The sequence below is a fragment of the Massiliimalia massiliensis genome (assembly GCF_900155615.1).
Lineage (GTDB): Bacteria > Bacillota > Clostridia > Oscillospirales > Ruminococcaceae > Massiliimalia > Massiliimalia massiliensis.
This window is the reverse complement of the sequence record NZ_FUHT01000003.1, coordinates 1-23,043: the sequence shown is the minus strand read 5'-3', so window position 1 is coordinate 23,043 and position 23,043 is coordinate 1. Positions and strand designations below refer to the sequence as shown.

General features: G+C 50.0%; 20 protein-coding genes. 6 read left to right on the top strand and 14 right to left on the bottom strand.

Annotated features, from left to right (window positions below):
* Window positions 1-2 precede the first annotated feature (2 nt).
* The 4 genes from CZ360_RS04065 to ilvD all read right to left on the bottom strand — a co-directional run bounded on the left by CZ360_RS04065 (window position 3) and on the right by ilvD (window position 4,705).
* On the bottom strand, window positions 3-845 hold the full coding sequence (locus CZ360_RS04065; protein ID WP_143530145.1) for a hypothetical protein: 843 nt from the start codon (window positions 843-845) through the stop codon (window positions 3-5).
* A 97-nt stretch (window positions 846-942) separates the two neighbouring features.
* Window positions 943-1,968 (bottom strand): sugar kinase, encoded by a 1,026-nt coding sequence (locus tag CZ360_RS04060; RefSeq protein ID WP_077532947.1) that lies wholly within the window; start codon window positions 1,966-1,968, stop codon window positions 943-945.
* Between the two features lie 16 nt (window positions 1,969-1,984).
* Entirely contained in the window at window positions 1,985-2,953 is a 969-nt protein-coding gene (locus CZ360_RS04055) for a bifunctional 4-hydroxy-2-oxoglutarate aldolase/2-dehydro-3-deoxy-phosphogluconate aldolase (RefSeq protein WP_077532946.1), read from the bottom strand.
* A gap of 36 nt (window positions 2,954-2,989) precedes the next feature.
* Window positions 2,990-4,705, bottom strand: coding sequence for a dihydroxy-acid dehydratase (gene ilvD, locus CZ360_RS04050; RefSeq protein WP_077532945.1), 1,716 nt, complete (start codon window positions 4,703-4,705; stop codon window positions 2,990-2,992).
* A gap of 155 nt (window positions 4,706-4,860) precedes the next feature.
* Here ilvD and CZ360_RS04045 point away from each other — a divergent pair, with 155 nt between their 5' ends.
* Genes CZ360_RS04045 through CZ360_RS04035 form a run of 3 tightly spaced genes read left to right on the top strand, consistent with a single transcriptional unit; the run spans window position 4,861 to window position 6,420 of the window.
* Window positions 4,861-5,418 carry a hydrolase gene (locus tag CZ360_RS04045; RefSeq protein WP_077532944.1) on the top strand — a complete coding sequence of 186 codons (558 nt, stop codon included), beginning with the start codon at window positions 4,861-4,863 and terminating at the stop codon, window positions 5,416-5,418.
* 37 nt (window positions 5,419-5,455) lie between these two features.
* Complete coding sequence (locus CZ360_RS04040; protein WP_077532943.1) at window positions 5,456-6,076, top strand: DUF4867 family protein; 621 nt, start codon at window positions 5,456-5,458, stop codon at window positions 6,074-6,076.
* A 17-nt stretch (window positions 6,077-6,093) separates the two neighbouring features.
* Window positions 6,094-6,420, top strand: coding sequence for a hypothetical protein (locus tag CZ360_RS04035; RefSeq protein ID WP_077532942.1), 327 nt, complete (start codon window positions 6,094-6,096; stop codon window positions 6,418-6,420).
* Window positions 6,421-6,459: 39 nt separating this feature from the next.
* Here CZ360_RS04035 and CZ360_RS04030 read toward each other — a convergent pair whose 3' ends face one another.
* The 5 genes from CZ360_RS04030 to CZ360_RS13995 all read right to left on the bottom strand — a co-directional run bounded on the left by CZ360_RS04030 (window position 6,460) and on the right by CZ360_RS13995 (window position 12,966).
* Window positions 6,460-8,370: an NAD(+) synthase gene (locus CZ360_RS04030; RefSeq protein WP_077532941.1), complete on the bottom strand. Its 1,911-nt coding sequence runs from the start codon at window positions 8,368-8,370 to the stop codon at window positions 6,460-6,462.
* 213 nt (window positions 8,371-8,583) lie between these two features.
* Entirely contained in the window at window positions 8,584-9,525 is a 942-nt protein-coding gene (locus CZ360_RS04025) for a transketolase family protein (RefSeq protein WP_077532940.1), read from the bottom strand.
* A gap of 3 nt (window positions 9,526-9,528) precedes the next feature.
* Complete coding sequence (locus CZ360_RS04020) at window positions 9,529-10,362, bottom strand: transketolase (RefSeq protein WP_077532939.1); 834 nt, start codon at window positions 10,360-10,362, stop codon at window positions 9,529-9,531.
* 136 nt (window positions 10,363-10,498) lie between these two features.
* Window positions 10,499-12,853 carry a cation-translocating P-type ATPase gene (locus tag CZ360_RS04015; RefSeq protein ID WP_077532938.1) on the bottom strand — a complete coding sequence of 785 codons (2,355 nt, stop codon included), beginning with the start codon at window positions 12,851-12,853 and terminating at the stop codon, window positions 10,499-10,501.
* Window positions 12,829-12,966: a hypothetical protein gene (locus CZ360_RS13995; RefSeq protein WP_159438101.1), complete on the bottom strand. Its 138-nt coding sequence runs from the start codon at window positions 12,964-12,966 to the stop codon at window positions 12,829-12,831. Before CZ360_RS13995 ends, CZ360_RS04015 begins: the two co-directional genes overlap by 25 nt.
* 137 nt (window positions 12,967-13,103) lie before the next feature.
* Between CZ360_RS13995 and CZ360_RS04010 the strand changes: the two genes are divergently transcribed.
* Window positions 13,104-13,559, top strand: a complete 456-nt coding sequence (locus CZ360_RS04010; RefSeq protein ID WP_077532937.1) for a GNAT family N-acetyltransferase — start codon at window positions 13,104-13,106, stop codon at window positions 13,557-13,559.
* Window positions 13,560-13,586: 27 nt separating this feature from the next.
* On the opposite strand, the gene CZ360_RS04005 is transcribed toward CZ360_RS04010, so the two are convergent.
* From CZ360_RS04005 to CZ360_RS03995, 3 genes are all read right to left on the bottom strand, one after another.
* Entirely contained in the window at window positions 13,587-14,660 is a 1,074-nt protein-coding gene (locus CZ360_RS04005) for a tetratricopeptide repeat-containing glycosyltransferase family 2 protein (RefSeq protein WP_077532936.1), read from the bottom strand.
* Between the two features lie 237 nt (window positions 14,661-14,897).
* Window positions 14,898-16,286: a hypothetical protein gene (locus CZ360_RS04000; protein ID WP_077532935.1), complete on the bottom strand. Its 1,389-nt coding sequence runs from the start codon at window positions 16,284-16,286 to the stop codon at window positions 14,898-14,900.
* Window positions 16,287-16,399: 113 nt separating this feature from the next.
* Window positions 16,400-17,428 carry a zinc-dependent alcohol dehydrogenase family protein gene (locus tag CZ360_RS03995; RefSeq protein ID WP_077532934.1) on the bottom strand — a complete coding sequence of 343 codons (1,029 nt, stop codon included), beginning with the start codon at window positions 17,426-17,428 and terminating at the stop codon, window positions 16,400-16,402.
* Between the two features lie 293 nt (window positions 17,429-17,721).
* On the opposite strand from CZ360_RS03995, the gene CZ360_RS03990 reads away from it, so the two are divergent.
* Window positions 17,722-19,104: an MATE family efflux transporter gene (locus CZ360_RS03990; RefSeq protein WP_077532933.1), complete on the top strand. Its 1,383-nt coding sequence runs from the start codon at window positions 17,722-17,724 to the stop codon at window positions 19,102-19,104.
* 15 nt (window positions 19,105-19,119) lie between these two features.
* On the opposite strand, the gene CZ360_RS03985 is transcribed toward CZ360_RS03990, so the two are convergent.
* Entirely contained in the window at window positions 19,120-19,809 is a 690-nt protein-coding gene (locus CZ360_RS03985; RefSeq protein ID WP_077532932.1) for an anaerobic ribonucleoside-triphosphate reductase activating protein, read from the bottom strand.
* Window positions 19,806-21,902 (bottom strand): ribonucleoside triphosphate reductase, encoded by a 2,097-nt coding sequence (locus tag CZ360_RS03980; RefSeq protein WP_077532931.1) that lies wholly within the window; start codon window positions 21,900-21,902, stop codon window positions 19,806-19,808. The genes CZ360_RS03985 and CZ360_RS03980 overlap by 4 nt, the downstream gene beginning before the upstream one ends.
* Before the next feature lie 382 nt (window positions 21,903-22,284).
* Between CZ360_RS03980 and CZ360_RS03975 the strand changes: the two genes are divergently transcribed.
* Window positions 22,285-22,815 carry a DUF4854 domain-containing protein gene (locus CZ360_RS03975; protein WP_077532930.1) on the top strand — a complete coding sequence of 177 codons (531 nt, stop codon included), beginning with the start codon at window positions 22,285-22,287 and terminating at the stop codon, window positions 22,813-22,815.
* Window positions 22,816-23,043 lie beyond the last annotated feature (228 nt).

Genomic DNA, 23,043 nt, shown 5'->3' with positions numbered 1-23,043 from the left:
TTCTACTCCGCCTCTGCCTGTACCTCACAGGTCAGGGTTTCCTTTATCTCTGCCCACTCAGGCAATTCAAAGGTTTTAAATTGTCCTGATTTTGGCTGTAACGAAAGCGCAAGCTTTTCATCGGAAAGGTCGGCGGCCACCTTCCCTGTCGCGGTGTTGACCACCTGAAATTCAGAGAAGGCAGTAAAGCTTTTTTCTTCCTCTGTCCCGTTCCAGAAATAAACCCGTACTGCCAGCCTGCCTTCTTCCGTTTGATACAGCACCTGAGCATCCGCTCCGTACAGTCCGGGCAGGTAACTGCCGATATCCGCGTACGGACAATTAAACTTGACGCTCGCTTTGCTGGCGGCCGCTTCCCCGCCGAACATTGCTGCTGTGGCCTGTTCCGCCAGATTTTGATATTCCTGCTGCGTAGGGTTGCTGTCTATTTTCCAGCTTCCATTTTCCCGCGCCATCATATAGGAATAACCAGCAAAATCGTTTTCTGTGCTCTTTTCTGATACGGTGTACAGCATCAGATATACATATGCCTGGCTTCCGTTGGAAGCGACTACCTTTACTTCCCGGTCATGTCCGTCAAGGTTGACGTCCGTATTATACTCGCTTTTCACAAACTGCTCGTTCAGATTCCCTTCCTTGAACAGTGAGAGGAACGAATCATAGTCGTGAGCGGACAAATATTGGACATACTCCCCTATAATCTGCTCCGCCTCTTCTCCGGCCATTGGTTCCCCTGCCTCTGTATTCGCTGGCTGCGATGCCGACGGAGAGCTGTTCCCAGTTCCCGAACATCCTGCCAGCCCAAATAGAGTAACCGCAAGGATTACTGCGATAAATCGCTTCATTTTTTCTTTCTCCTTTTTCTTGTCCGTCACTCCGGTTATCCGGAATAAAACCGGGCCAGATCCTCTGTCATAAGCCGCAGATCTGACCCGGTATGGTTTATCTCTGTACCTTTCCTGAGCCGTCTCCGCCGGCCAGAGCTTTTACCTCTTCTACGCCTTCCACACTGACATCCCCTTCAATGGAATGCTTCAGCACGCCGGAAGCAACCGCAAACTCAATCGCTTCCTGCGCCGGGAATTCATTCATGATTGCGTAGATGATCCCCGCGCTGAAGGCGTCGCCGCTGCCAACCCGGTCTACCATATGGATCAGGTAATTTTTCGCATGATAAAACCCCGCTCCGTCGTCATAACAGGCTCCGAAATAATTGTCGTCTCCGGACACCGAACCGCGCAGGCTCAGCACGATTTTTTGAAGCTGGGGCCAGGTTTCCCGAAGCTGAGCGCATAAGCTCTGGCATCCGCTGTAATCAACCTCCGTCTCTTTAATTTCAGCACTCACTGCCTGCATTCCAAACAGGCTTTTCACCTGTTCCTGGTTCGCAATCAGCACGTCTACATAGGGCATCAGCTCTTTCATAACGCAGCCTGCTTCTTCCAAACTCCAAAGGTTTTTCCGGTAGTTCAGGTCACAGCTCACGATAATTCCCTTGTCCCTGGCAGCTTTGCAGGCGTCAAAGCTGATTTGCTTTGCATTTTCCCCCAATGCAGGCGTAATACCGGAAAAATGGAGCCATTTCGTACTAGCAAGAATCTTATTCCAGCAAAATTCGGCCGGATCGGCCAGGGCAAACGCAGAACCTGCGCGGTCATAGACCACCTTTGCAGGGCGCTGTGCCGCGCCCATTTCCAGGAAATAAATCCCCAGCCTTGCGCCGCCGCGCACAATTGCCGATGTGCTTACCCCGTATTTTCTCAATTCATTGACAGCAGCCTGTCCAATCTCATGAGAAGGAATTTTGCTGATGAAGCCTGCATCCATCCCAAAGTTAGAAAGCGCCATCGCTACATTTGCTTCTCCGCCGCCATACACAATGTCAAATTCGCCGGCCTGAACAAACCTCCGGTGCCCCTTTGGGGAGAGCCGAAGCATAATCTCGCCCAATGTCATAATTTCTGCCATCTGCCGTCTCCCCCTCCTAGCTGTCCTTAGCGGCAAGGTGAACTCCAAACCCGCCAATTTCCTCTTTCAGATAGATGAAATTGAGAGCTCCCCTTTCATTATAGCGTGCCGTATCATAATTGAATTCGATGCCCTTTGCCTCCAGATAGGCGACCGCGCGGTCAACATAATTACAGGCAATTCCGATATGCCCATGCGTCCCGCGCCCAGTGCCGCTCATGACCTCGACCAGATCTCCGGCAAAGACAGAAATCGGCGTCGGACGGACTTCCTGCTGCAGCGCGCTGCCAAAGAGCTTTGCAATTCCCATTGCCTGGTCTGCATCCTCCGCATTGACTCCGACATGCTTTACCTTAAAGTCCAGCATTGTTTCTACAGCCTCGCGGGTGAGACGGGTAATTTCCTCAAAATCACCTGCTTTCATGAGATCCTCCCGGACCATCCAGCTTCCGCCACAGGCAAAAATTTGCGGAAAGGAGAGGTACTCATTCAGGTTTTTGGCGTTGATGCCGCCGGTCGGCATAAATTTTATCTTCGTATAAGGCGCCGACATTGCCTTGATCATAGGCAGGCCGCCGGCCGCCTCCGCAGGAAAGAATTTCACAGCCGAAAGCCCCAGCTCAAGCGCCTGCTCCACATCGCTGGGATTCGCGCAGCCGGGCATTACCGGGATATTGCGTTCTACGCAATATCCCACCACCCTGGGATTCAGGCCGGGGCTGACAATGAATTTTGCGCCTGCCGAAACCGCCTCGTCCACCTGCTCGGTGGTTAGAACTGTTCCCGCGCCGATTAACATCTGCGGCGCCGCTTCACTCATCAGCCGGATTGCTTCCGCCGCGCCCTCTGCCCGGAAGGTTACCTCCGCACAAGGCAGACCGCCCCCGCACAGAGCCTTTGCCAAGGGAGCCGCCTTTTCCAGGTCTTCTATTTTGATGACCGGTACAATCCCGATCTTTGAAATTTGCTCTAATACTTCGTTCATTCTCAAAATCTCCTTTTCGCTGAAATGGCTTTTCTGCTATCTCATATATCCGCCCTTCATAGGGGAAACGGCATGCTGAGAAAATATTTTAAGCACCCCGGACCGGTATTTTTCCGGCTTAGGCGTCCAATGCTGTTTGCGGTTCGCCAGTATGGCCTCGATTTCCTGTTCGGATTTTCTTTCGCCCCGAACGCCGACAATCCGCAAAACCCGATTTAGAATGTCAATTTCAATCAAGTCATCCTCTTCCACCAGCGCGATTGGGCCGCCCTCGGCCGCTTCGGGAGAAACATGCCCGATTGCCGGCCCTTTGGAGGCTCCGGAAAACCGGCCGTCTGTGATCAGGGCGATAGCCGAACCAAGCTCCGCATCCGAGGAAATGGCCTCAGTAGTATAGAACATCTCCGGCATCCCGCTTCCTTTCGGCCCCTCATAGCGGATCATAACTGCGTCGCCGGGACGGATCACATGTTTTAATACCGCGTCGATTGCTTCCTCCTCACAGTCGTATGGCTTAGCCCGTAAAACAGCCCTGTGCATCTCTTTTGGAACAGCGGAATGCTTTACTACCGCACCCTCCGGTGCAAGGTTGCCTTTCAGAATGGCAATTGTCCCGTTTGTGCCGATAGGCTTGTCATACGGACGAATCACGTCACGCCGGGTCAAACCGGTTTTTTTCAGATATTCCTCACAACGTTCATAGAAGCCGTTTTTCTTCAAATCCTCCAGGTTTTCGCCCAGGGTTTTTCCAGTCACAGTCATCGCGTCCAGATGCAGCCGGCCCTTGATCTCTTCCATAATCGCAGGAACACCGCCTGCATAATAGAAGTACTGTGCCGGCCATTTTCCCGCCGGACGGATATCAAGCAGGTAATGCGCGTCTGCATGAATCCGGTCAAAGGTTTCCTCGTCAATCTGCAGCCCAAACTCATGAGCCGCCGCCGGGAGATGAAGAAGAGAATTTGTCGACCCCGAAATCGCCGCATGCACCATGATCGCATTTTCAAAGGAGTCCATCGTCACCATATCGCGCGGCTTTAATCCCAGTTTTGCCAGTTTTACCGCCTGCTTCCCTGCTTCTGCGGCAAAGGTTTTTAAATCCTCGCAGGTTGCCGGCATTAAAGCGCTTCCCGGAAGCATCAATCCCAGCGCCTCCGCCATGATCTGCATGGTAGAAGCCGTCCCCATAAAGGAACAGGCTCCGCAGGACGGACATGCATGGTGTTTATACCAGGTAAGCTGTTCCTCTGTAATTTCCCCGCGCTGGCACATCGCGCTGTAGGCGCCGATTTGTTCCAGGGTCAGCAAATCCGGGCCCGCTTCCATCACGCCGCCTGTAATGACAATCGACGGGATATTGATCCGCCCAATCGCCATTAAATGCGCGGGAACCGCCTTGTCACAGCTTGAAATAAAGACTCCTGCGTCAAACGGCGTTGCATTTGCATGAATTTCAATTAGGTTCGCTATGGTATCCCGGGACGCCAGGGAATAATTGATCCCGTCGTGTCCCTGCGCCATACCGTCGCAGATGTCAGTTGCAAAATAGCGCGCGGCTTTTCCGCCGGCTTCTGCTACCCCTTCCGCCGCGCAATTGGCAAACGCAAGGAGATGCGCGCTTCCCGGATGGCTGTCGCCGAACGTGCTCTCCACGATAATCTGGGGCTTTTCCAAATCCTCAACCTTCCAGCCCATCCCCATTCGCAAAGGGTCCATTTCCGGTGCAATCCGTCTAATTTCCTGACTCACCATAGTTTCCACTCCCCATTTCCGATAAAACTTCCAGCCATAGTATTTTCATTATAGCATTTTCACTGAATATTGAAAAGTTTTTTCTCCAGCTCGTGTAATTCCTTTTCCTCTTTTTTGTGATATAATGAAAAACAGAATTGAAAGGAGGTAATCGGATGGGAACGATTCCCAGCCTATCAGAGGCACAGGCTTTGCTGGAGGAATATAATCAAGAGGAGTTTCACCTCCGCCACGCCAAAATTGTTTCAGAGGTATTGGGGTACTTTGCCGGGGAATACGACAGCGAACGGGTCGAATTCTGGAAGGTGGTCGGACTGCTGCACGATCTGGACTTCGAGCAATATCCCGAACAGCACTGCATCAAGAGCCAGGAAATTATGCGGGAACGCGGCATTGACGAATCGGTTATCCATGCTACAGCCAGCCATGGATGGCAGCTTACCGTTGACATCGAGCCGGCTTCCACAATGGAGAAAATCCTTTATGCAACCGACGAGCTGACCGGGCTGATCGGCGCTGTAGCCATTATGCGCCCGTCAAAAAGCGTGCAGGATTTGGAGCTTAAATCGGTAAAAAAGAAGTTTAAATCCGCAAACTTTGCCGCCGGCTGTTCCAGAGAGGTTATCTCCCGTGGGGCAGAGCTGCTCGGATGGCCGTTGGATGAATTAATTATCCGTACCATTGAAGCTATGCGGACTATTGAGGGCTGCTGAAAATAATATTTTATTGATAGGGAAAGAAGGAATAGCCATGAAAATTTATCAGGTAACAGACAAAGAATTTGCAAAATATGGACGGGTTCTGGAAGGGTATGACTTTTCAGAGCTCTGCAGCGCTATGATGAAAACACCGATGTCCGACGGGGTCGCCTATGTGCCGTCTGTCCCGGAGCTGGAGGCCTGCGGGGTCTATGATGACTTGACAGTCAAGGCATTTGGAGAGCTTCCTATCCAGCTTGGCTACTGCAACGGGCATAACCATCTGCTCAACGCACTGGAATACCACCGTTCCTCCGAGCTGGACATTGCGGCTACCGATTTGATTTTGCTGCTGGGAATGCAGCAGGATATCCAGGATGATTTCACCTACGATACCGCCAAGGTTGAGGCGTTCCTTCTTCCTGCAGGCGTCGGAGTGGAGCTTTATGCAACGGCCCTGCACTACGCGCCATGCAGTGTCGGCGGCAAGGAGTTCCGTTGTGTGGTAGTTCTGCCAAAGGGTACCAATACCGGCCTTTCCAAACCGCATGGCGGCGACGGGGAGGACAAGCTGATGACTGCGAAAAACAAATGGCTGATCGGTCATAAGGACGGCGGCTTCACAGGAAATGAATTCATCGGTTTGATCGGAGAGAATATCAGCGTAGAATAATCGAGAGGATATATAAAATGAATCCTAGCTATCAGAACGATTTAAAACAATTTTTAAATATTGGCGAAGAATTGTGCAATGGTGAGGAAACGGCAAAATTGAAAAAACTTCTGGCTCAGGACAAGCCTCTTCCACCAGGTTACCGGCAGAGTCCCAGTGATCCCGAATTATTTTATAAAAGTATTTCAGATTTATCAGAGGAAATACTAGAAAAACGAATGCTGCTGGAACAAGCCAAACATATTAAAACCATCAAAAACTGCGTTGTTGCCCTGACAGTTCTATCCGGAATTTTCCTCTTAGTATTTTTATATTGCATGCTTCCATATGTCTTTACAAATTAAAAGCAGGGGATACAGTGATGAACCGTATCCCCTGCTTTTTTATTCCATCGAATCGATTTCATTCAGCCACAGATGCGCCACCGCGTCGCTCGGCATCCGCCAGTCACCGCGCGGAGATAGGGTAACCGACCCTACCTTCACTCCATCGGGCAGACAGGAACGTTTAAATTGCTGGGCAAAGAAACGGCGGTAAAAGGTTTTCAGCCATTTCAGGATTTCGTCCCGGGAATAGTTATCCTCAAAAGCAATCTTTGCCAGATGGTTTACCTTGCGCGGAGAAAAGCCATACCGCAGGATATAATAGAGGAAAAAGTCATGCAGCTCATACGGGCCGACAATATCCTCGGTTTTCTGGGCAATTTCCCCGTCTACGGCCGGCAGCAGCTCCGGGCTAACCGGCGTGTCCAGAATATCATAAAGCACGTCATGAATAGTCTGGTTTCCCGAAAAATCCGCGTAATAAGAAACCAGATACCGCACCAATGTTTTCGGGATCGACGCATTTACCCCATACATGGACATATGGTCTCCGTTATAGGTCGCCCATCCCAGCGCAAGCTCAGACAAATCTCCCGTTCCAATTACAAGGCCGGCCTCCTTATTGGCAACATCCATTAAAACCTGGGTGCGCTCCCGCGCCTGGGAATTTTCATAGGTTACATCATGGGCGGTTAGCTCCTGGCCGATGTCCTGAAAATGCTGGATTACCGAATCAGTGATCGGTATTTCCCGGAAGTCCACGCCCAGTGCCTCCGCCAAAATCTGCGCGTTGGAACGGGTGCGGTCAGTGGTGCCAAAGCACGGCATTGTCACTGCCAGGATATCTGTCCTGGGCCGGCGAAGCAAATCCATCGCCTGGACAGTTACCAGCAGAGCCAGGGTGGAATCCAAGCCGCCGGACAGGCCTACCACCGCAGTTTTCGCGCCGGTATGCGCCAGGCGCTTTTTCAGCCCGGCAACCTGCAGGGAAAGTATTTCCTTGCAGCGGCTTCGGCGTTCTCCTGATTCATACGGGATAAAGGGCTGCGGGGATACAAAGCGGGTCAGCGCCGTATCCCGGCAAGGAAAATCAAAATATACTGTCTCATACCCCTCGTCGACGTGAGAAAAGGTGTTCATCCTACGGCGTTCCTCCGCCAGGCGCATCACGTCGATTTCTGACAGGATGATGTCATTTTCAAACAGGGTGCTTTCCTCCAGCAGTACTCCGTTTTCTGCAATCAGGTCATGCCCGGCGAAAACGAGGTCTGTCGTAGATTCCCCTTCTCCGGCATCCGCATAAAGATAGCCGCAGAGAAGCCGGGCAGACTGTCCGGCCACCAAATCGCGCCGGTATGCGCTCTTGCCAATTGTCTCGTCGCTTGCAGATAGGTTTCCGATGATAGTCGCGCCGGCCATTGCATGCCCAACTGACGGCGGATTTGCCACCCACAAATCCTCACAGATTTCAAAGCCGACTGTAAACTGGGAAAACCTTGCATAGGAGAATAACAGCTTTGTTCCAAACGGATATTCTTTCCCGCCTATCACTATCACGCCGTTTTCCTCTGGCGCAGGGGCAAAATGACGCAGCTCATAGAATTCACTGTAATTGGGAATATTTCTTTTGGGGACGATTCCCAAAATTTTTCCGTTGCACAGGATCACTGCACAGTTATATAGCTTCTGGTGATGTACGAGCGGAGCGCCCACCGCTACAAGCATGTCATGCCCGGCAGTCGCCTTTCGGATTTCCTCTAAGGAATCCCGCACGCTCTTTAACAGCAGATCCTGCAAAAACAGGTCGCCGCAGGTATACCCTGTCAGGCAAAGCTCCGGCAGAACCAGCAGCTTTGCCTGGGCATCTCTCGCTTTGCCAATCGTCTCAATAATCTGCGCGGTATTATACTCACAGTCTGCCACCCGGATATTCGGCGTTGCGGCCGCGACCTTGATAAAACCGTATTTCATCGTTATGACCATACCTTTCGAGAGAATAGAAAGTCCTCCTATCCTCTTCCGTTTCTTTCCAGTTTATTATTCACTACCTCTACTATACATGACAGCGCCTGATCTTTCAAGCCCTTTCCGGGAAAACATCGTTTGATTCTCTCTCCACAGTATGCTCTGTTCAGGATAAAAAAATGCCTCTTTTCTGCTGAAAAGAGGCGTTTTTGTTGATTCTTATTTACCCAGGACTTCTTTCACTTTTTTCACAATGTGCGGAGCAGTCAGGCCGTATTTATCAATCAGCTCCACAGCCGGGCCGGATTTGCCGAATTCATCATTCATGCCAATCTTGTAAACCGGAACCGGGTTTTCAGCAATTGCGCCAATTACCGCGTCGCCCAAGCCGCCGATCACAGAATGTTCTTCCACTGTGACAATCTTTCCGGTTTCCGCAGCCGCCTTTGCAATCAGCTCCGCATCAATCGGTTTGATGGTATGAATATTAATCACACGTGCGTCAATCCCATCCGCCGCCAGCTCTTCCGCTGCTTTCAGGCTTTCGCTGACAGTCAGGCCGGAAGCGATAATGGTGATATCCTTTCCGTCTTTTAAGGTAACGCCTTTGCCGAGTTCAAATTTGTAATCCGGGTTATCATTGATTACCGGGACGGCCAAACGGCCAAAACGCAGGTAAACCGGGCCGACATATTCCAGCGCCGCACGGACAGCAGCCTTTGCTTCCACATCGTCAGAAGGGTTGATCACAACCATTCCGGGAATGGTTCTCATCAGCGCAATATCCTCGTTGCACTGATGGGTCGCACCGTCCTCCCCAACAGAAATACCCGCGTGAGTCGCACCGATCTTTACGTTCAGATGCGGATAACCGACAGAGTTTCTCACCTGCTCAAAGGCACGCCCTGCGGCAAACATCGCAAAGGAGCTTGCAAACGGAATCATCCCCGCAGCAGCCATCCCAGCCGCTACGCCGATCATATCGCATTCTGCGATCCCGCAGTCAACATGGCGTTCCGGATAAGCCTTTTTAAAGGTTCCGGTTTTGGTCGCGGCTGCAAGGTCGGCGTCTAACACAACCATATTCGGAAAATCAGGGAAGCATTCAACCAACGCGTTCCCATAGCTTTCTCTTGTCGCAATTTTCTTTACATCTGCCATTGTCTAGCCCTCCAATCCTGCTGCAATCGCGTCTAAATCAGCCATTGCTGTTTCATACTGCTCTGCGTTCGGGGCGGCGCCGTGCCAACTCGCTTGGTTTTCCATAAAGGATACGCCCTTGCCCTTAACCGTTTTCGCAATGATTGCGGTTGGCTTTCCTTTGGTTTCTTTTGCTTTTTCAAAGGCTGCCGCAATTTCATCAAAGCAATGACCGTCAATGCAGATTACTTCAAAGCCAAATGCCGCAAATTTTTCATCAATTGGATATGGAGACATGACGTCGGCAACGTTTCCGTCAATCTGGAGCCCGTTATTGTCCACAATAACAACCAGATTGTCCAGCTTATTGTGCGCCGCAAACATCGCAGCCTCCCACACCTGGCCTTCCTGGATTTCGCCGTCGCCAAGCAGCGTATAAACGCGGTAGTCCTTGTTCATCAGCTTTCCGGCTTTCGCCATGCCGCAGGCGGCAGAGATGCCCTGTCCCAAAGACCCGCTGGACATATCAACACCCGGAATATGCTTCATATCAGGATGGCCCTGCAGCCTGGAGCCCAGCTTGCGCAGGGTTTTCAGCTCTTCTACCGGAAAATAGCCCCGGTGAGCCAGCGTACTGTAATAAGCCGGGGCTACGTGCCCTTTGCTCAAAACAAAGCGGTCTCTGTTTTCATCCTCCGGTTTGCTCGGGTCAACCTTCATTTCTGCGAAATACAGATATGTAAAAATATCTGTCGCTGACAAAGAGCCGCCCGGATGTCCGGATTTTGCATTGTAAACCGCTTCAATGACGCCTTTTCTGATGTCATTGGCAGTTTTTTTGAGTTGTTTTACATCCATATAACACACCTACCCAATCTGATAATTTGGCAAAAAATCGAAACCCTTTCCCCTTTTGCCCTTTCGATTTGATACACTGTTATTGTACTTCAAATCCCAGTAAAAGTCAATTTATATCCGGCCTTGAAAACGAATTTTATACACCGCGCCGCTTCCCTCCGGACGGCTTCTTGCCGGCTCCGGCAAAGCGCTCCAGACACCAATAGAAAAATTGGAATAAAAGAAAACATAGTATACCCAACACAAGGAGAATCCAGAACATTTCCATAGAGAAGGGGGCAAAATCGAAAAACCATTTGAAGGCGGTCAAGCCCAGCGCCATCCCGCCCAGGACTACCGCCAGCAAAGCCGTCCGAATCGGTGTGAACGGGATTGAAATCCGGATCAGCAGCAGAATACCCGTCAGGGCTGTCAGCACAACCGCCATCGTGGAAACCTGGCTGTAATTGAGCTCAAACCATCCCTGGCAGAGATATACAAGCCCAATATTGATTACAATTGTCAAAGCGCCCGGAATCGCCCTGGAAATAATATTCCAGAAAAAGTTTCCGGTCACCCGGTCTTTGTTTGGTTCCAGCGCCAAAACAAAGGATGGTATCCCAATGGTAAACGCGCCTACCAAGGACATTTGGATTGGCTGAAACGGATAGCGCAGATGCACCAGAACCGTCAGCAGGCCCAGCAGGATGGAAAAGAGTGTTTTAACCAAAAACAGAGAGGAGCTTCTCTGGATATTATTGATCGAGCGCCGCCCTTCGGCAACTACACGCGGCATAGCGGAAAAATCATTATTGATCAGCACAAGCTGCGCGACATTTCTGGCAGCGTCGCTTCCCGCAGCCATCGCCACCGAGCAGTCCGCTTCTTTCAAGGCCAGCACGTCGTTCACCCCATCTCCGGTCATTGCGACGGAATGCCCATTCTCCTTGATTGCCTTGATAAGCTTCTGCTTCTGCTGCGGCGTTACTCTGCCGAATACAGTGCATTCTTCCGCCGCTTTTTTGAGCTGCTCCTCAGTCTGCAGGGCGGAGGCGTCCACGGCCCGCTCCGCATTCGGAATCCCGGCTATTTTGGCAATATTGGATACCGTCGTCGTCCCGTCTCCGGAAATCACCTTGAGCTGGACTCCCTGCTCGGTGAAATAGCGGATTGTTTCCTCCGCATTATCCCGGATTTTATCCTGGATCATTACCAGCGCCATCGGCTGCGCTTCTCCGATCAAATCGCCGTCCTCAGTAAATCCTCCGGGCACCTCTGCAAGGGTCAGTACCCGGTAGCTGCCCGCTTTCTCCTGTATAACGTCCGCAATCAGGGAATACCTGTCTTTTAAAATAAATTCACCCGCGCCGACCACGTAGCCTGTTCCATCCTCCAGCACGGCACCCGACCATTTTTTCTCCGAGGAAAAATCAATGAACCGGCTGACTTCCCGGGCCGGCGCGTCCTGAAAAAAGCTTTTTAGAGCATTCATGGTAGAATTATCGTCATGGGAGGCATGGGCAATCGAGGCCAGGATTTCATCTGTTTTTGTCTCTTCCTGGCCAAGCAAAGGAATAATCTGCTTTAATTCCATTTCATCGCAGGTGATGGTTCCCGTTTTATCCAGGCATAATACATCCACCCGCGCCAATGTCTCGATACAGTAAAGATTCTGCACCAGCACCTTATGCCGGGACAGCCGGATTACTGAAACCGCCAGCACCGTACTGGTTAAAAGAATCAGCCCCTCCGGAATCATCCCAATCAGCGCCGCGACCGTATTGACAATTGCACTCGAAGCCGTCGCCCCATCCGCGGTATACTGATTATAAAAAAGCAATGCGCCAAGCGGAAAAATAATCACCGAAACGAACCGAATAATCCGGTTAAAGGTGTCCATGATTTCCGAATTTACCTTTTTGAGATATTTGGCGTTCCGGTTAATGACAGACGCATAGTTGTCCTTGCCGACATGGACTACCCTTGCCACACATTCGCCCGATACGATAAAGCTGCCGGAGAGCAGCTGATCTCCTTCACGCTTCCGGATCAAATCTGATTCGCCGGTCAGGAGGCTTTCATTGACCATACAGGAGCCGGACAATACCTCAGCGTCAGCTGGAATCTGATCTCCTCTCCTCAGCCGGACCACATCGTCAAGCACAATCTCCTCGATTGGGATTTCCGTAAGCCGCGCGTCACGATATGCCTCCGCCTTCTCTGAAACTACAATGGACAGCTTGTCAACAGCGCGCTTGGAACGGATTTCCTGGATGATCCCAATCATGGTGTTGCAGAAAATTACGCCCATAAACAGCATATTTTTATAAGAACCCACCGCCAGCAGCGCGGCGGCAAGAACAAAGTTAATCAGGTTAAAGAGGGACAGGATATTTTCTGCGCAGATCCGTTTGATTGATTTGGTCTTGACATCCACATTCAGGTTAACCTGTCCGGCGGCTCTTCGCTGTGCTACTTCGCCGCTGGTCAGTCCCTGGCCATTCCATTCCATGATTTTTCCCCCAAGCCTTTGTCGATAATAATTTGTTTCCGGCCGCTCTGGCCAGCTCCAAACTGCCCTCTCCGGAGAATCCAGAGCAGTGAAACTACTTGCTCTTTTACCATATCATGTTTTTCCTTTCACTTTGTTACGAAACCATAACAATTTGCAGAGATTTTTCTTATTGTTTTTTGTTCTGTCCCATGCTATGATAGTGTAACAGGAACGGTTGTCCCTGAAATTCAAAAAGGAGGGAACCCCTATGTACCAAATCTGTTTTTTACAGGATTGCCCCCAGCGCAGTCAGGAGCTGGCCGACTATGTCTGCCGAAATTGGCCGGCGGTCAAGGATGTCGTACTGCCGGAAATTCCCAAAAGCCTTCACCCGCAGGACAGTCTGCCCTTGACGGTACTGCTGCTTCGGGATGGTGAGATGAAAGGATTTTATCAATTGCTGGAGCAGGAGTGTATTCAAAGAAAAGATCTGTCTCCCTGGATTTCCCCCTTGTTTGTCGATGAGTCAGAACGCGGACATGCGCTGGGCGAACAGCTTTTATGGCACGCACGCCAGACTGCCGGTTCACTGGGCTATGACCAGGTTTATCTGACGACAAATCATATCCAGTATTATGAAAAATACGGTTTTCGGGAAATCGGACTGGATCTGTTTGAATCCGGCCGCCCCACCAAAATTTATGTACACAAGACCATCAAATAAGAGGAACGGCTCTGAAGGCCGTTCCTCTTATTCTTCAAAGGAAAGGAAATAATCTCGGTTATGCTGGTAGGCTTCCGCATCCGGCTTGAATTTTCCGGCAAGATCGTTGTACTGCTTTGCAGCCGCAAGGTTTCCCAGACGGTCATAGCAGACGCAAAGCTGGATTGCCGGGATATAGCCATAGCAGTCCGGCAGTACAAACGCGCCGCTCTGGTCATTGCGCGGCGTTTTCAGTGCCTGCTCATACCAGAAAACAGCAAGCTGGTACGCCTGGCGTTCTGCAAAATAGAAGCCGATTTCGCAGCATAGCTCTGCTCGCGGAATATCATATGCAAAGCTCTGGAAAAGTGCCGGCAGGATTTTTTCCGGCTGCCCGGCATCCTGGTAGCAGTAGGAAAGCATCCGACAGGCCTCTATTTTATTTTCTGCCCAGCCGTCGGGGCGCTGTAGAAACTGTTCAAACTCATAAATCGCCTTTTCGTACCAGCCGTGGTAATAAAGCTCCCGCGCATAGTAAAATTCTGCCCGCGGGTCAAACGGTACGCCCTGTTCTTTTTTCGCTTCATAAATTTTCAGGTTGCGGCCCGACGAGCTTTTCTTCACCCGGCGGTGAGTCACCGCAATATCAGAATATAAGATGTTTCCGAACGGAGCAATGACCTCATGAACAAAGCCTTGCCACAAGGGCGCCGGTTTTCTCCGGATGAGCCGTTCCCGATAGTAGGAATAGGTTGGATTCCCCTGGTCATCAAACTGAACATGGTATTTCATCATCACTACATCGGTTTCTTCCGGCAGAGAAGCTTTCAGCTGGAGCAGCGCCTGCCGGTCTGCTTCAAGCAGGATATCATCCGCATCCATCCACATGCAGTAATCCATTGCAGCCCTGGCAAATGATTCATTTCGGGCTGCTGAAAAATCGTCATTCCAGTTAAAATCATATATATTTTGTGTATAGCGCTCCGCAATCTGTTTTGTCTGGTCTGTACTGCCGGTATCAACAATCACAATCTCGTCAAACACATCCCTCACGCTGTCAAGGCAGCGTGCCAAAACCTGTTCCTCATCCTTCACAATCATACATAAGCTTAATGTAATCATTCGTATCTCGACCTTTTATCATCGATTTTATCGCCGTACAATCACGATAAATCTACAGCAGCAAACAAAAATCAGACAGATCCGCTCTTTAATATTTCTGCGCAGTCCTTTCCAGAACTGCGCAGAAACAGATCGATTCCTGTTAAGCTGCAGCATAATGAATGGTGCTCGATTGAAAAATCCGATTCCACAATAGTCTTTCAGCTTCTTTTTGCCAATTTTTCGCTGTTATGCCGATTAATCGACAGACAGGGACACATCGTCAAGATCCATGCTTTGCGATCCGTCGGCATTGACGGTAAACTGAATTCTCGCTGTCACTGTGCCGGTCGGCGCGGCAGAAGTGATTCCACGGAAATAGGTGAAAATCCGGTTTGAAGTGACTAAATCCTGCTGTCTTACCTGAATAGTCAAAGCATCGGTCTGCTGGTTCTGGGCGTTCAGATAGATAACCTTCGCTGTGAACCCAACCTGGCTTCCTTCTCCTCTTGCAAAGAAGGAGAACTGATAGAAGCAGCCGGCCTCCACTGCAATATCCTGATAAAGAACAGCATGGTCCTTCAGATTAACCGCCCAGTTCCCGGAATGCACTCTGCCCTGCTGGCCAACTTTAGAAACAAGAGCTGGGTTGTTCGCCGTCCACCCAGTCGGAATGTTTTCAGTAAAGGATTCCATCCCGCCGTTAACAACCATCTCACCCTTTGACCGACAGGTGCACGAACAAGTTCCAGTGGCACCTGTAGCGCCCGTTGCTCCAGTTGCTCCCGTAGCGCCGGTAGCACCCGTTGGGCCGGTAGCACCCGTTGGGCCGGTAACACCTGTAGCGCCAGTTGGGCCAGTGACTCCAGTAATGCCCGCAGCACCGTCGGCTCCGGTGGCTCCTGTAGCGCCAGTTGCTCCATCGGTTCCATCAAAGCCTCTGGGAATCACAAAGTCCAAAATGTGGTTCGGACCTCCGCTTACGTCCGTTACGCTTGCCTCTGTGCCAGGCTCTCCTGTAGTGGTATTTCTAACTGTTATTGTATCTGCTGTCCCAGTTGCTCCAGTAGCGCCTGCGGCGCCGTCTGTTCCGGTAGCGCCGGTAGCGCCCGTTGGACCAGTCGGGCCAGTTGCTCCGGTGGCACCGGTAGCGCCCGTTGGGCCAGTTGGGCCGGTCGCTCCAGTAGCACCTGCGGCACCGTCTGTTCCGGTAGCGCCCGTTGGACCGGTCGGGCCGGTTGCTCCAGTAGCGCCTGCGGCGCCGTCTGTTCCTGTGGCACCGGTAGCACCTGTTGGGCCGGTCGGGCCAGTTGCTCCAGTAGCACCTGCGGCACCGTCTGTTCCGGTAGCGCCGGTAGCGCCTGTTGGGCCGGTCGGGCCAGTTGCTCCAGTGGCACCGGTAGCGCCAGTCGGGCCGCCGCTAGGACCGGTTGCTCCAGTGGCGCCGGTAACACCCCGAGGTATTGTGAAGTTTAGCACTGGATTGCATCTTGTTCCGGTATTAGTAACCTCGGCAGCGGTTCCGGGTTCGCCCGTAATCGTTGTGCCAATAGTAAGAATGGGCTCACAAGCAGGAGGGCAGCATGGAGGAGGACAGGCCGGCGTGCATGGCTGACAGCTTTGTCTGTCCTGAGAATGATAAAACATAAATGAAACCTCCTAAGATCATTGTCGTTATACGACAATACATGCTATTCTCAGAAGCCGCAAAAGGTGACAAAGAGGGCCCCGGCATCTGCCGGGGCCCTCTTTATGTTACATTAGTCCTTCCAGGGGTCAATAATAAATTTCCCCTTTTTGCGAAGCTCAGCATTTGCCAGAACCTCTTCTAGTCCGGAAAGCCCTCTCACCTCATACACCATAGAGCTTACATCGATTTTCTTTGCATTAATTAAATCAAGCGCACGCTGCTGCGTATACGGATTGATGAAGGAAGCCTTCAAAATAACCTCCTTCTGGAAAATCTGAAATGGTTTAATCGCCACTTCATCGTCCGGCTTTGTCAAGCCGAACATCATCACAATGGAATATTTTCCCGCCAGATCAATTGCCTGCGCAATCGTCTGCTTTAATCCTGCACATTCAATCACTACGCTGATCCGATGGATCTGGTGTTCAGCCAGAACAGCCTTAACGTCCTCATGGATCGGGTCAATACAGAGATCGGCGCCAAGCTTTTTCCCGACCTCCCTTTTTCCTTCTACCGGTTCAAGCAAAATCACCTGATGTGCACCGGACAGCTTAGCAAGCTGAACCATCAGTAAGCCGATCATGCCCCCGCCGATCACCATCACAGTCGAGGCCGCAGAAATTTCACAGAGATCAATCCCATGCAGGCAGCAGGCGACAGGTTCTGTCATCGCGCCTTCCTCAAAAGGAGTCGTATCCGCGAGATGGTAAACCTGGGATTCATTTACAGCGCAATACTGTGCAAATCCACCTTCTACAGTCGTTCCGATTCCTACCATGTTTTCACAAAAATGCCCGATTCCGCTTCGGCAATAATAACATTTTCCGCATAACTGGTTCGGGTCTACGCAGACCCGGTCTCCCACTTTGACCTGGGTGACCGCTTCGCCCACCTGTTCTACTACGCCGGCAAACTCATGCCCTAAAATTGTAGGGGGATTCGTTTCAGCCGCGCCTTTATCCCCTTCGTAAATATGAACATCCGTCCCGCATACGCCGCAGGCCATTACCTTGATCAGCACATCATGCTTCCCAACGCTCGGAAGCGCGCGTTCTTCCAGACGGAGATCATGCTTGCCATAAAACACTGCACTTTTCATCTTATTCTGCCACTCCTTTTAGAGGTTTTCATCCTGTCCTCTTTTCTTCAGTATAAAAGATTTGTTTTCCAAAATCAAGATACCGCGGACAGTTTGGCAAAATTTATTTTTTCATCTTAGGCTGCGCCTTGCTGCTGCGGCAGGCTTACGGCCGTTGAGGGAACTATAGCCGAAAGGTAATCTCCACAATAATATTATTGCAGTTTTTTTCGGATCTGGAACCGCTTTTATTCTTGGCGCAGGCGTGATATAATAATACCATTGGAAAAGATTGTTCAGAAAGAAGAAATCAGATGGAAAACGACTTTTCAAAAGGCAGTGTTGGGAAAAACATCTTATATCAGGCAGTTCCGCTTACTGTCGCGCAGCTAATCCAGCTTTTATATAATGTAGTTGATCGAATTTATATCGGGCATCTGCCGCATTCCGACGGCCTGGCCTTAACCGGAATCGGCCTGACCTTCCCTATCGTCGCTCTAGTTACCGCTTTCACCAATCTCTTTGGGATGGGCGGGGCGCCGTTGTGCTCAATTGCGCGCGGCGCCGGTAATACCAAGCGCGCGGAAAAAATTATGGGGAATTCGGCTGCGCTTTTGTTTTATTCCTCTTTTTTGATTATGCTGGTCTGCTATCTGTTTAAAAAGCCGATCCTTTATTTGTTCGGCGCGAGCGATAATACATATGCCTATGCGGACGATTATCTTTCAATCTACCTGCTTGGAACGGTGTTCTCCATGCTGGGAACCGGGATGAACTACTTCATCAACTCCCAGGGCTTTCCAAAGGTGGGGATGTTCACTACCCTGCTGGGCGCGGTGCTCAATATTATCCTAGACCCGCTTTTTATTTTCGTGTTCCACATGGGGATTCGGGGCGCTGCGATTGCGACTGTAATTGCGCAGGGTGCTTCCGCTGTTTGGGTGCTCCGCTTTTTAACCGGCAGAAAAGCTATCCTGCGGATTAAAAGGAAGAGTCTTCGGGTCGAATGGAAGCTTTTCAAGGAAATCACAGCGCTTGGCATGTCGGGCTTTATCATGTCCGCCACCAATTGTTTGGTGCAGATTGTCTGTAATATTACGCTCAAGTCCTATGGCGGCGATCTCTATATCGGTATTATGACAATCCTGAATTCTGTCCGCGAAATCATCAGCCTGCCGGTCAACGGAATCACGAATGGCTCTCAGCCGGTCTTGGGGTATAACTACGGCGCAAGGGAATATGGCCGCGTGCGAAAGGGCATTTTATTCACCACCCTGATCGGCGGCATTTATTCTGCCCTGGCCTGGCTTGCTGTCGTAATATCGCCGGGATTTTTTATCCGCATTTTTAACGATCACGAGGATATGCTGCTATATGGAAGTCAAGCGATGCAGCTCTATTTCTTCGGATTTATTATGATGATCTTCCAGTTTGCAGGACAGTCCACCTTTGTCGGCCTCGGCAAGTCTAAAATGGCAATCTTCTTTTCTATTCTCAGAAAGGCGATTATCGTTGTGCCGCTGACGATTTTTCTTCCCCGGATCGGAGGACTCGGCGTCAACGGCGTCTTTATCGCAGAGCCGATTTCCAATTTGATTGGCGGAGTCTCCTGTTTTGTGACCATGATGCTGACCGTCTATCGCCGGCTCGGCAAAGAAGAACAACCATGCAAAGTAAAAGAAGGCGGAAGGAATTAATCCTTCCGCCTTCTTTTACTTTTCTATAGCCAGGTTGGGCTGATGTCTCTGCAGGAAAGGCAGCGCTTCCTTGAGCATCACCGGTGTCAACGCGGGTTGTTTCAGCCGTTTTTCATCTGTCGGACAGTACTGCTCCGGCATTTTAAAATAATTCATCCGCCATAATGGAAGCACAGGAAAACTGCTCAATAATTCTTCCAGTTCCTCGATGCTCAGCCCGGGGTAAAGCGTTGTCCGGGCTTCAAAATGAGCGCCGCGCTTTAGCAGAGCGAGAATGGTTTCCCGTGTTTTCTCAAAGCCGCTCACGCCGCATATCTCTGCATATTCCGCTTCCGGCGCCTTTACATCCACCGCAATATAATTAAGCAGCTCCTCCTGCCACAACTGTTCTGTCAGCCCGGGACGCTGGCCGTTGGTGTCCAGTTTCAGCTTGTACCCCATTCCCTTGCACAGATTGAGAAATTGGGATAAATCCGGCTGCAGGGTAGGCTCTCCTCCGCTGACCACCACACCGTCCAACAGGCCCTGCCGCCGCCTGAGAAAGGAAAGGGCCTCATCCTCCGATATTTCCGGCCCAATTCCTTCGATCAGCTCCCGGTTATGGCAGTAAAAACAGTTTAGGTCACAGCCCCTGGTAAATAACACACAGCTCAGAACGCCTGGGAAATCAATAGTGCTGGTTTTCTGAATCCCGCCGAACCTCATACCCGGAGCTCCTCTTCACGAATCACATATTTGACGCGCTGCTTATACTCCTCCTGTTTCCCCTTGTGGAAATTCTGTACCGGGCGCAGATACCCGACAACGCGGCTCCAAACCTCTGTATCCCTCCCGCAGTCCGGGCAGGTGTATACCTCGCCGTTCAGGTATCCGTGTTCCGGACAGACAGAAAAGGTTGGCGTCAGAGACAGATAGGGCAACTGATAATTGGTAAAGGCTTTCCGAATCAGCTGCTTGGCAATCTCTGTATCCTTAATTTGTTCGCCTAAGTAGAGATGGAGTACAGTCCCGCCAGTATATTGACACTGCAGCTCGTCCTGAAGGTCAAGGGTTTCAAAAATGTCGTCCGTATATCCTACCGGGAGATGGGTGGAGTTGGTATAATAAGGCTCGTCCTTCCCGGCGGTAATAATATCCGGATACCGTTCCCTGTCAAGCCTTGCCAGGCTGTAGCTGGTTCCTTCCGCCGGAGTTGCCTCCAGGTTATAGACATGCCCTGTTTCTTCCTGGAAACGGGTAATAATATCCCGCATAAGCTTTAGCGTATCCAGGGCAAATTTCTGCCCTTCCTCTGTTGTGATATCTTTTCCCAGGAAATTCAGGCAGGCTTCATTCATCCCGATCAGCCCGATGGTGTTAAAATGGTTAAACCAGAAATTACCGGTACGCTCCTTCACATTTTTGAGGTAATGGGCAGAATAGGGATACATGCCGCGTTCCGTCTGCTCCTCAATTGTCTTGCGTTTGATTTCCAGGCTTTCCTTGGCAATCTCCATCAAATGCTCCAGCCGGCCGCGGAAATCAGCCTCATTTTTTGCAAGATAGCCGATTCTCGGCAGGTTGATGGTAACAACGCCGACTGAACCCGTCAGAGGGTTGGAGCCAAACAATCCCCCGCCTCGTTTCCGCAGTTCACTGGTATTGAGCCTCAGCCGACAGCACATAGAGAGCGCGTCCTCTGGGGACAGGTCAGAATTAATATAGTTCGAGAAATAAGGGATTCCATACTTGCAGGTAATCTCCATAAATTTGTTTACAACCGGGCTGTCCCACTCAAAATCCGGCGTGACATTGATGGTTGGAATTGGGAAAGTAAAAACCCTTCCTTTTTTATCCCCTTCCATCATCACTTCACAGAAAGCGGTATTAATCATATCCATCTCTTTTTGGAATTCTCCGTAGGTTTCCTCCTGAAGCGCTCCGCCGATAATAACCGCCTGGTCCTTCAAGGTGCGGGGCGGATGGATATCAAAGGTCAGATTCGAGAATGGGCACTGGAATCCGACTCTGGTCGGTACATTCAGGTTGAAAATGAATTCCTGCATCGCCTGCTTGACTGTCTGGTAATCCAGATGATCATACCGGATAAATGGAGCGCAGTAGGTGTCAAAGCTGCTCCAGGCCTGTGCGCCTGCTGTTTCGCCCTGTGTCGTAAAGGTAGAGTTGACAATCTGGCCCAGAAAGCTGCGCAGATGCTTTGCAGGAGATGACTCCACCTTGCCCGGCACTCCGCCGAAGCCCATTGTCAAAAGCTGCCTCAAATCCCACCCTGCACAGTACGGGCCAAAAAATCCAAGGTCATGCAGATGAAGGTCTCCTGAGAGGTGGGCTTCCCTGATTTCGTCCGGATAAATTTCATGCAGCCAGTATTGCTTTGTAAAGGTCTCGCGGATATAGTTGTTCATCCCATTAATGGATTTCTGTGCATTGGCATTTTCCTTTACCCGCCAATCCTGATCGCCCAGGTATTGGGAGAACATATTGATCGTGGCGCCGATCAGGGCGTTTGCTTCACGCGCGGCGCGGCGTTTTTCACGATAAAGGATATACGCTTTTGCTGTTTTTGCATGCCCGTTTTCAATCAATACCTTTTCTACCAAATCCTGAATTTTTTCTACATCGGTTACATCATCCGGCATTTTTGCTTCAGCCAAAACAAGAACCTGTCCGGTTAAATCTTCCGCCTTCTCCCAATCATTTCCTCCAACGGCATTTGCCGCTTTAAAGATGGCGCGGGTAATCTTTTCGGGCTGAAAGGGCACAATATTTCCGTCCCGTTTCCGTATTTCCTTTAGCATGTCGATTCCTCCCTATAATATATCAATATATTGTATGTTTAGCTCCAATTATACACCATATATTGTTGTTGTCAACTAAAATTCTTGAAATATTTATAGAAATCTCTTGTCCTTTTCCCAAATTGTTCCTTGTCATTTTGAACAGATACAGATTAATAAACAATAAATTTTTCACAAATTATTACAATTTTATTGTGAAGCTTTTATTCTGATTGACACTAGAAGCGCAATATATTACAATAAAAGTGTACAATCTCGTTCGTTGTAAATAAAACTAGGAAGCACCCTAAAACGGGTGTTTTTTATTGGCTTTTATCCAATTTTCAGTCGAACGAAAAAGTACAAATATTCATTCATGACAGAATAAAGAAGGAGAACAACCATGAAAAAATTATTAATCGCTTGTGTAGCAACAGTGATGATGGCTTCATTCGCTTCCTGCGCACCAAAAGCACCCGCATCCGATAACGGTTCGTCTTCCGCTCCGGAAGCTTCCAGCAGTGTCGCTGCTAACGAAGAGGATCAGAGCTCCTCTAAAGCCGAAGAATCCAGCAGTGATGAGTCCGGCAATGCTTCTCTTGGAACCTATGAAACCATGGAAGAGTATGCAGCTTCTGAAGAAGTTCAGTCTCAAATCGCAGAGCTGAAAGACACTCTCGCTGATTCCGGAATGGAAATCGCGATCACTGGTGAAGGAAACAAATTCATCTACACCTATACTTTTGCCGAAGGCATTCCAACAGACGGCATGGCAGATAGCCTGAAATCCGGGTTGGAAGGACAGGCATCAACATTTGAAAGCCTTGCTGGATTGTTAAAGATCACTGTAAAGGTTGACTCTCCGGTTGTAGTCGTTCGTTATGTAGCCAGCGACGGAACAGAAGTTTATTCTCAGGAATTTGAAGCAAAATAAGTAGATTCATAAATAAAAGTGGCGGGTCAAAAAAATTTACCCCCCCCTTTTTTTTAAATATGCAACGAAAACAATTTCTCTTTTTTAATTAATATATATTAAACAAACTTACTAAATACAATAACTGCACATATAAAAAAACTACTCTTATAACACATTATAATTGTTTAAAAGCAAGGAGGTAATATCTCCGGGGTTTTTTATAATTGAAAGAGCGTGGTGTAGGGG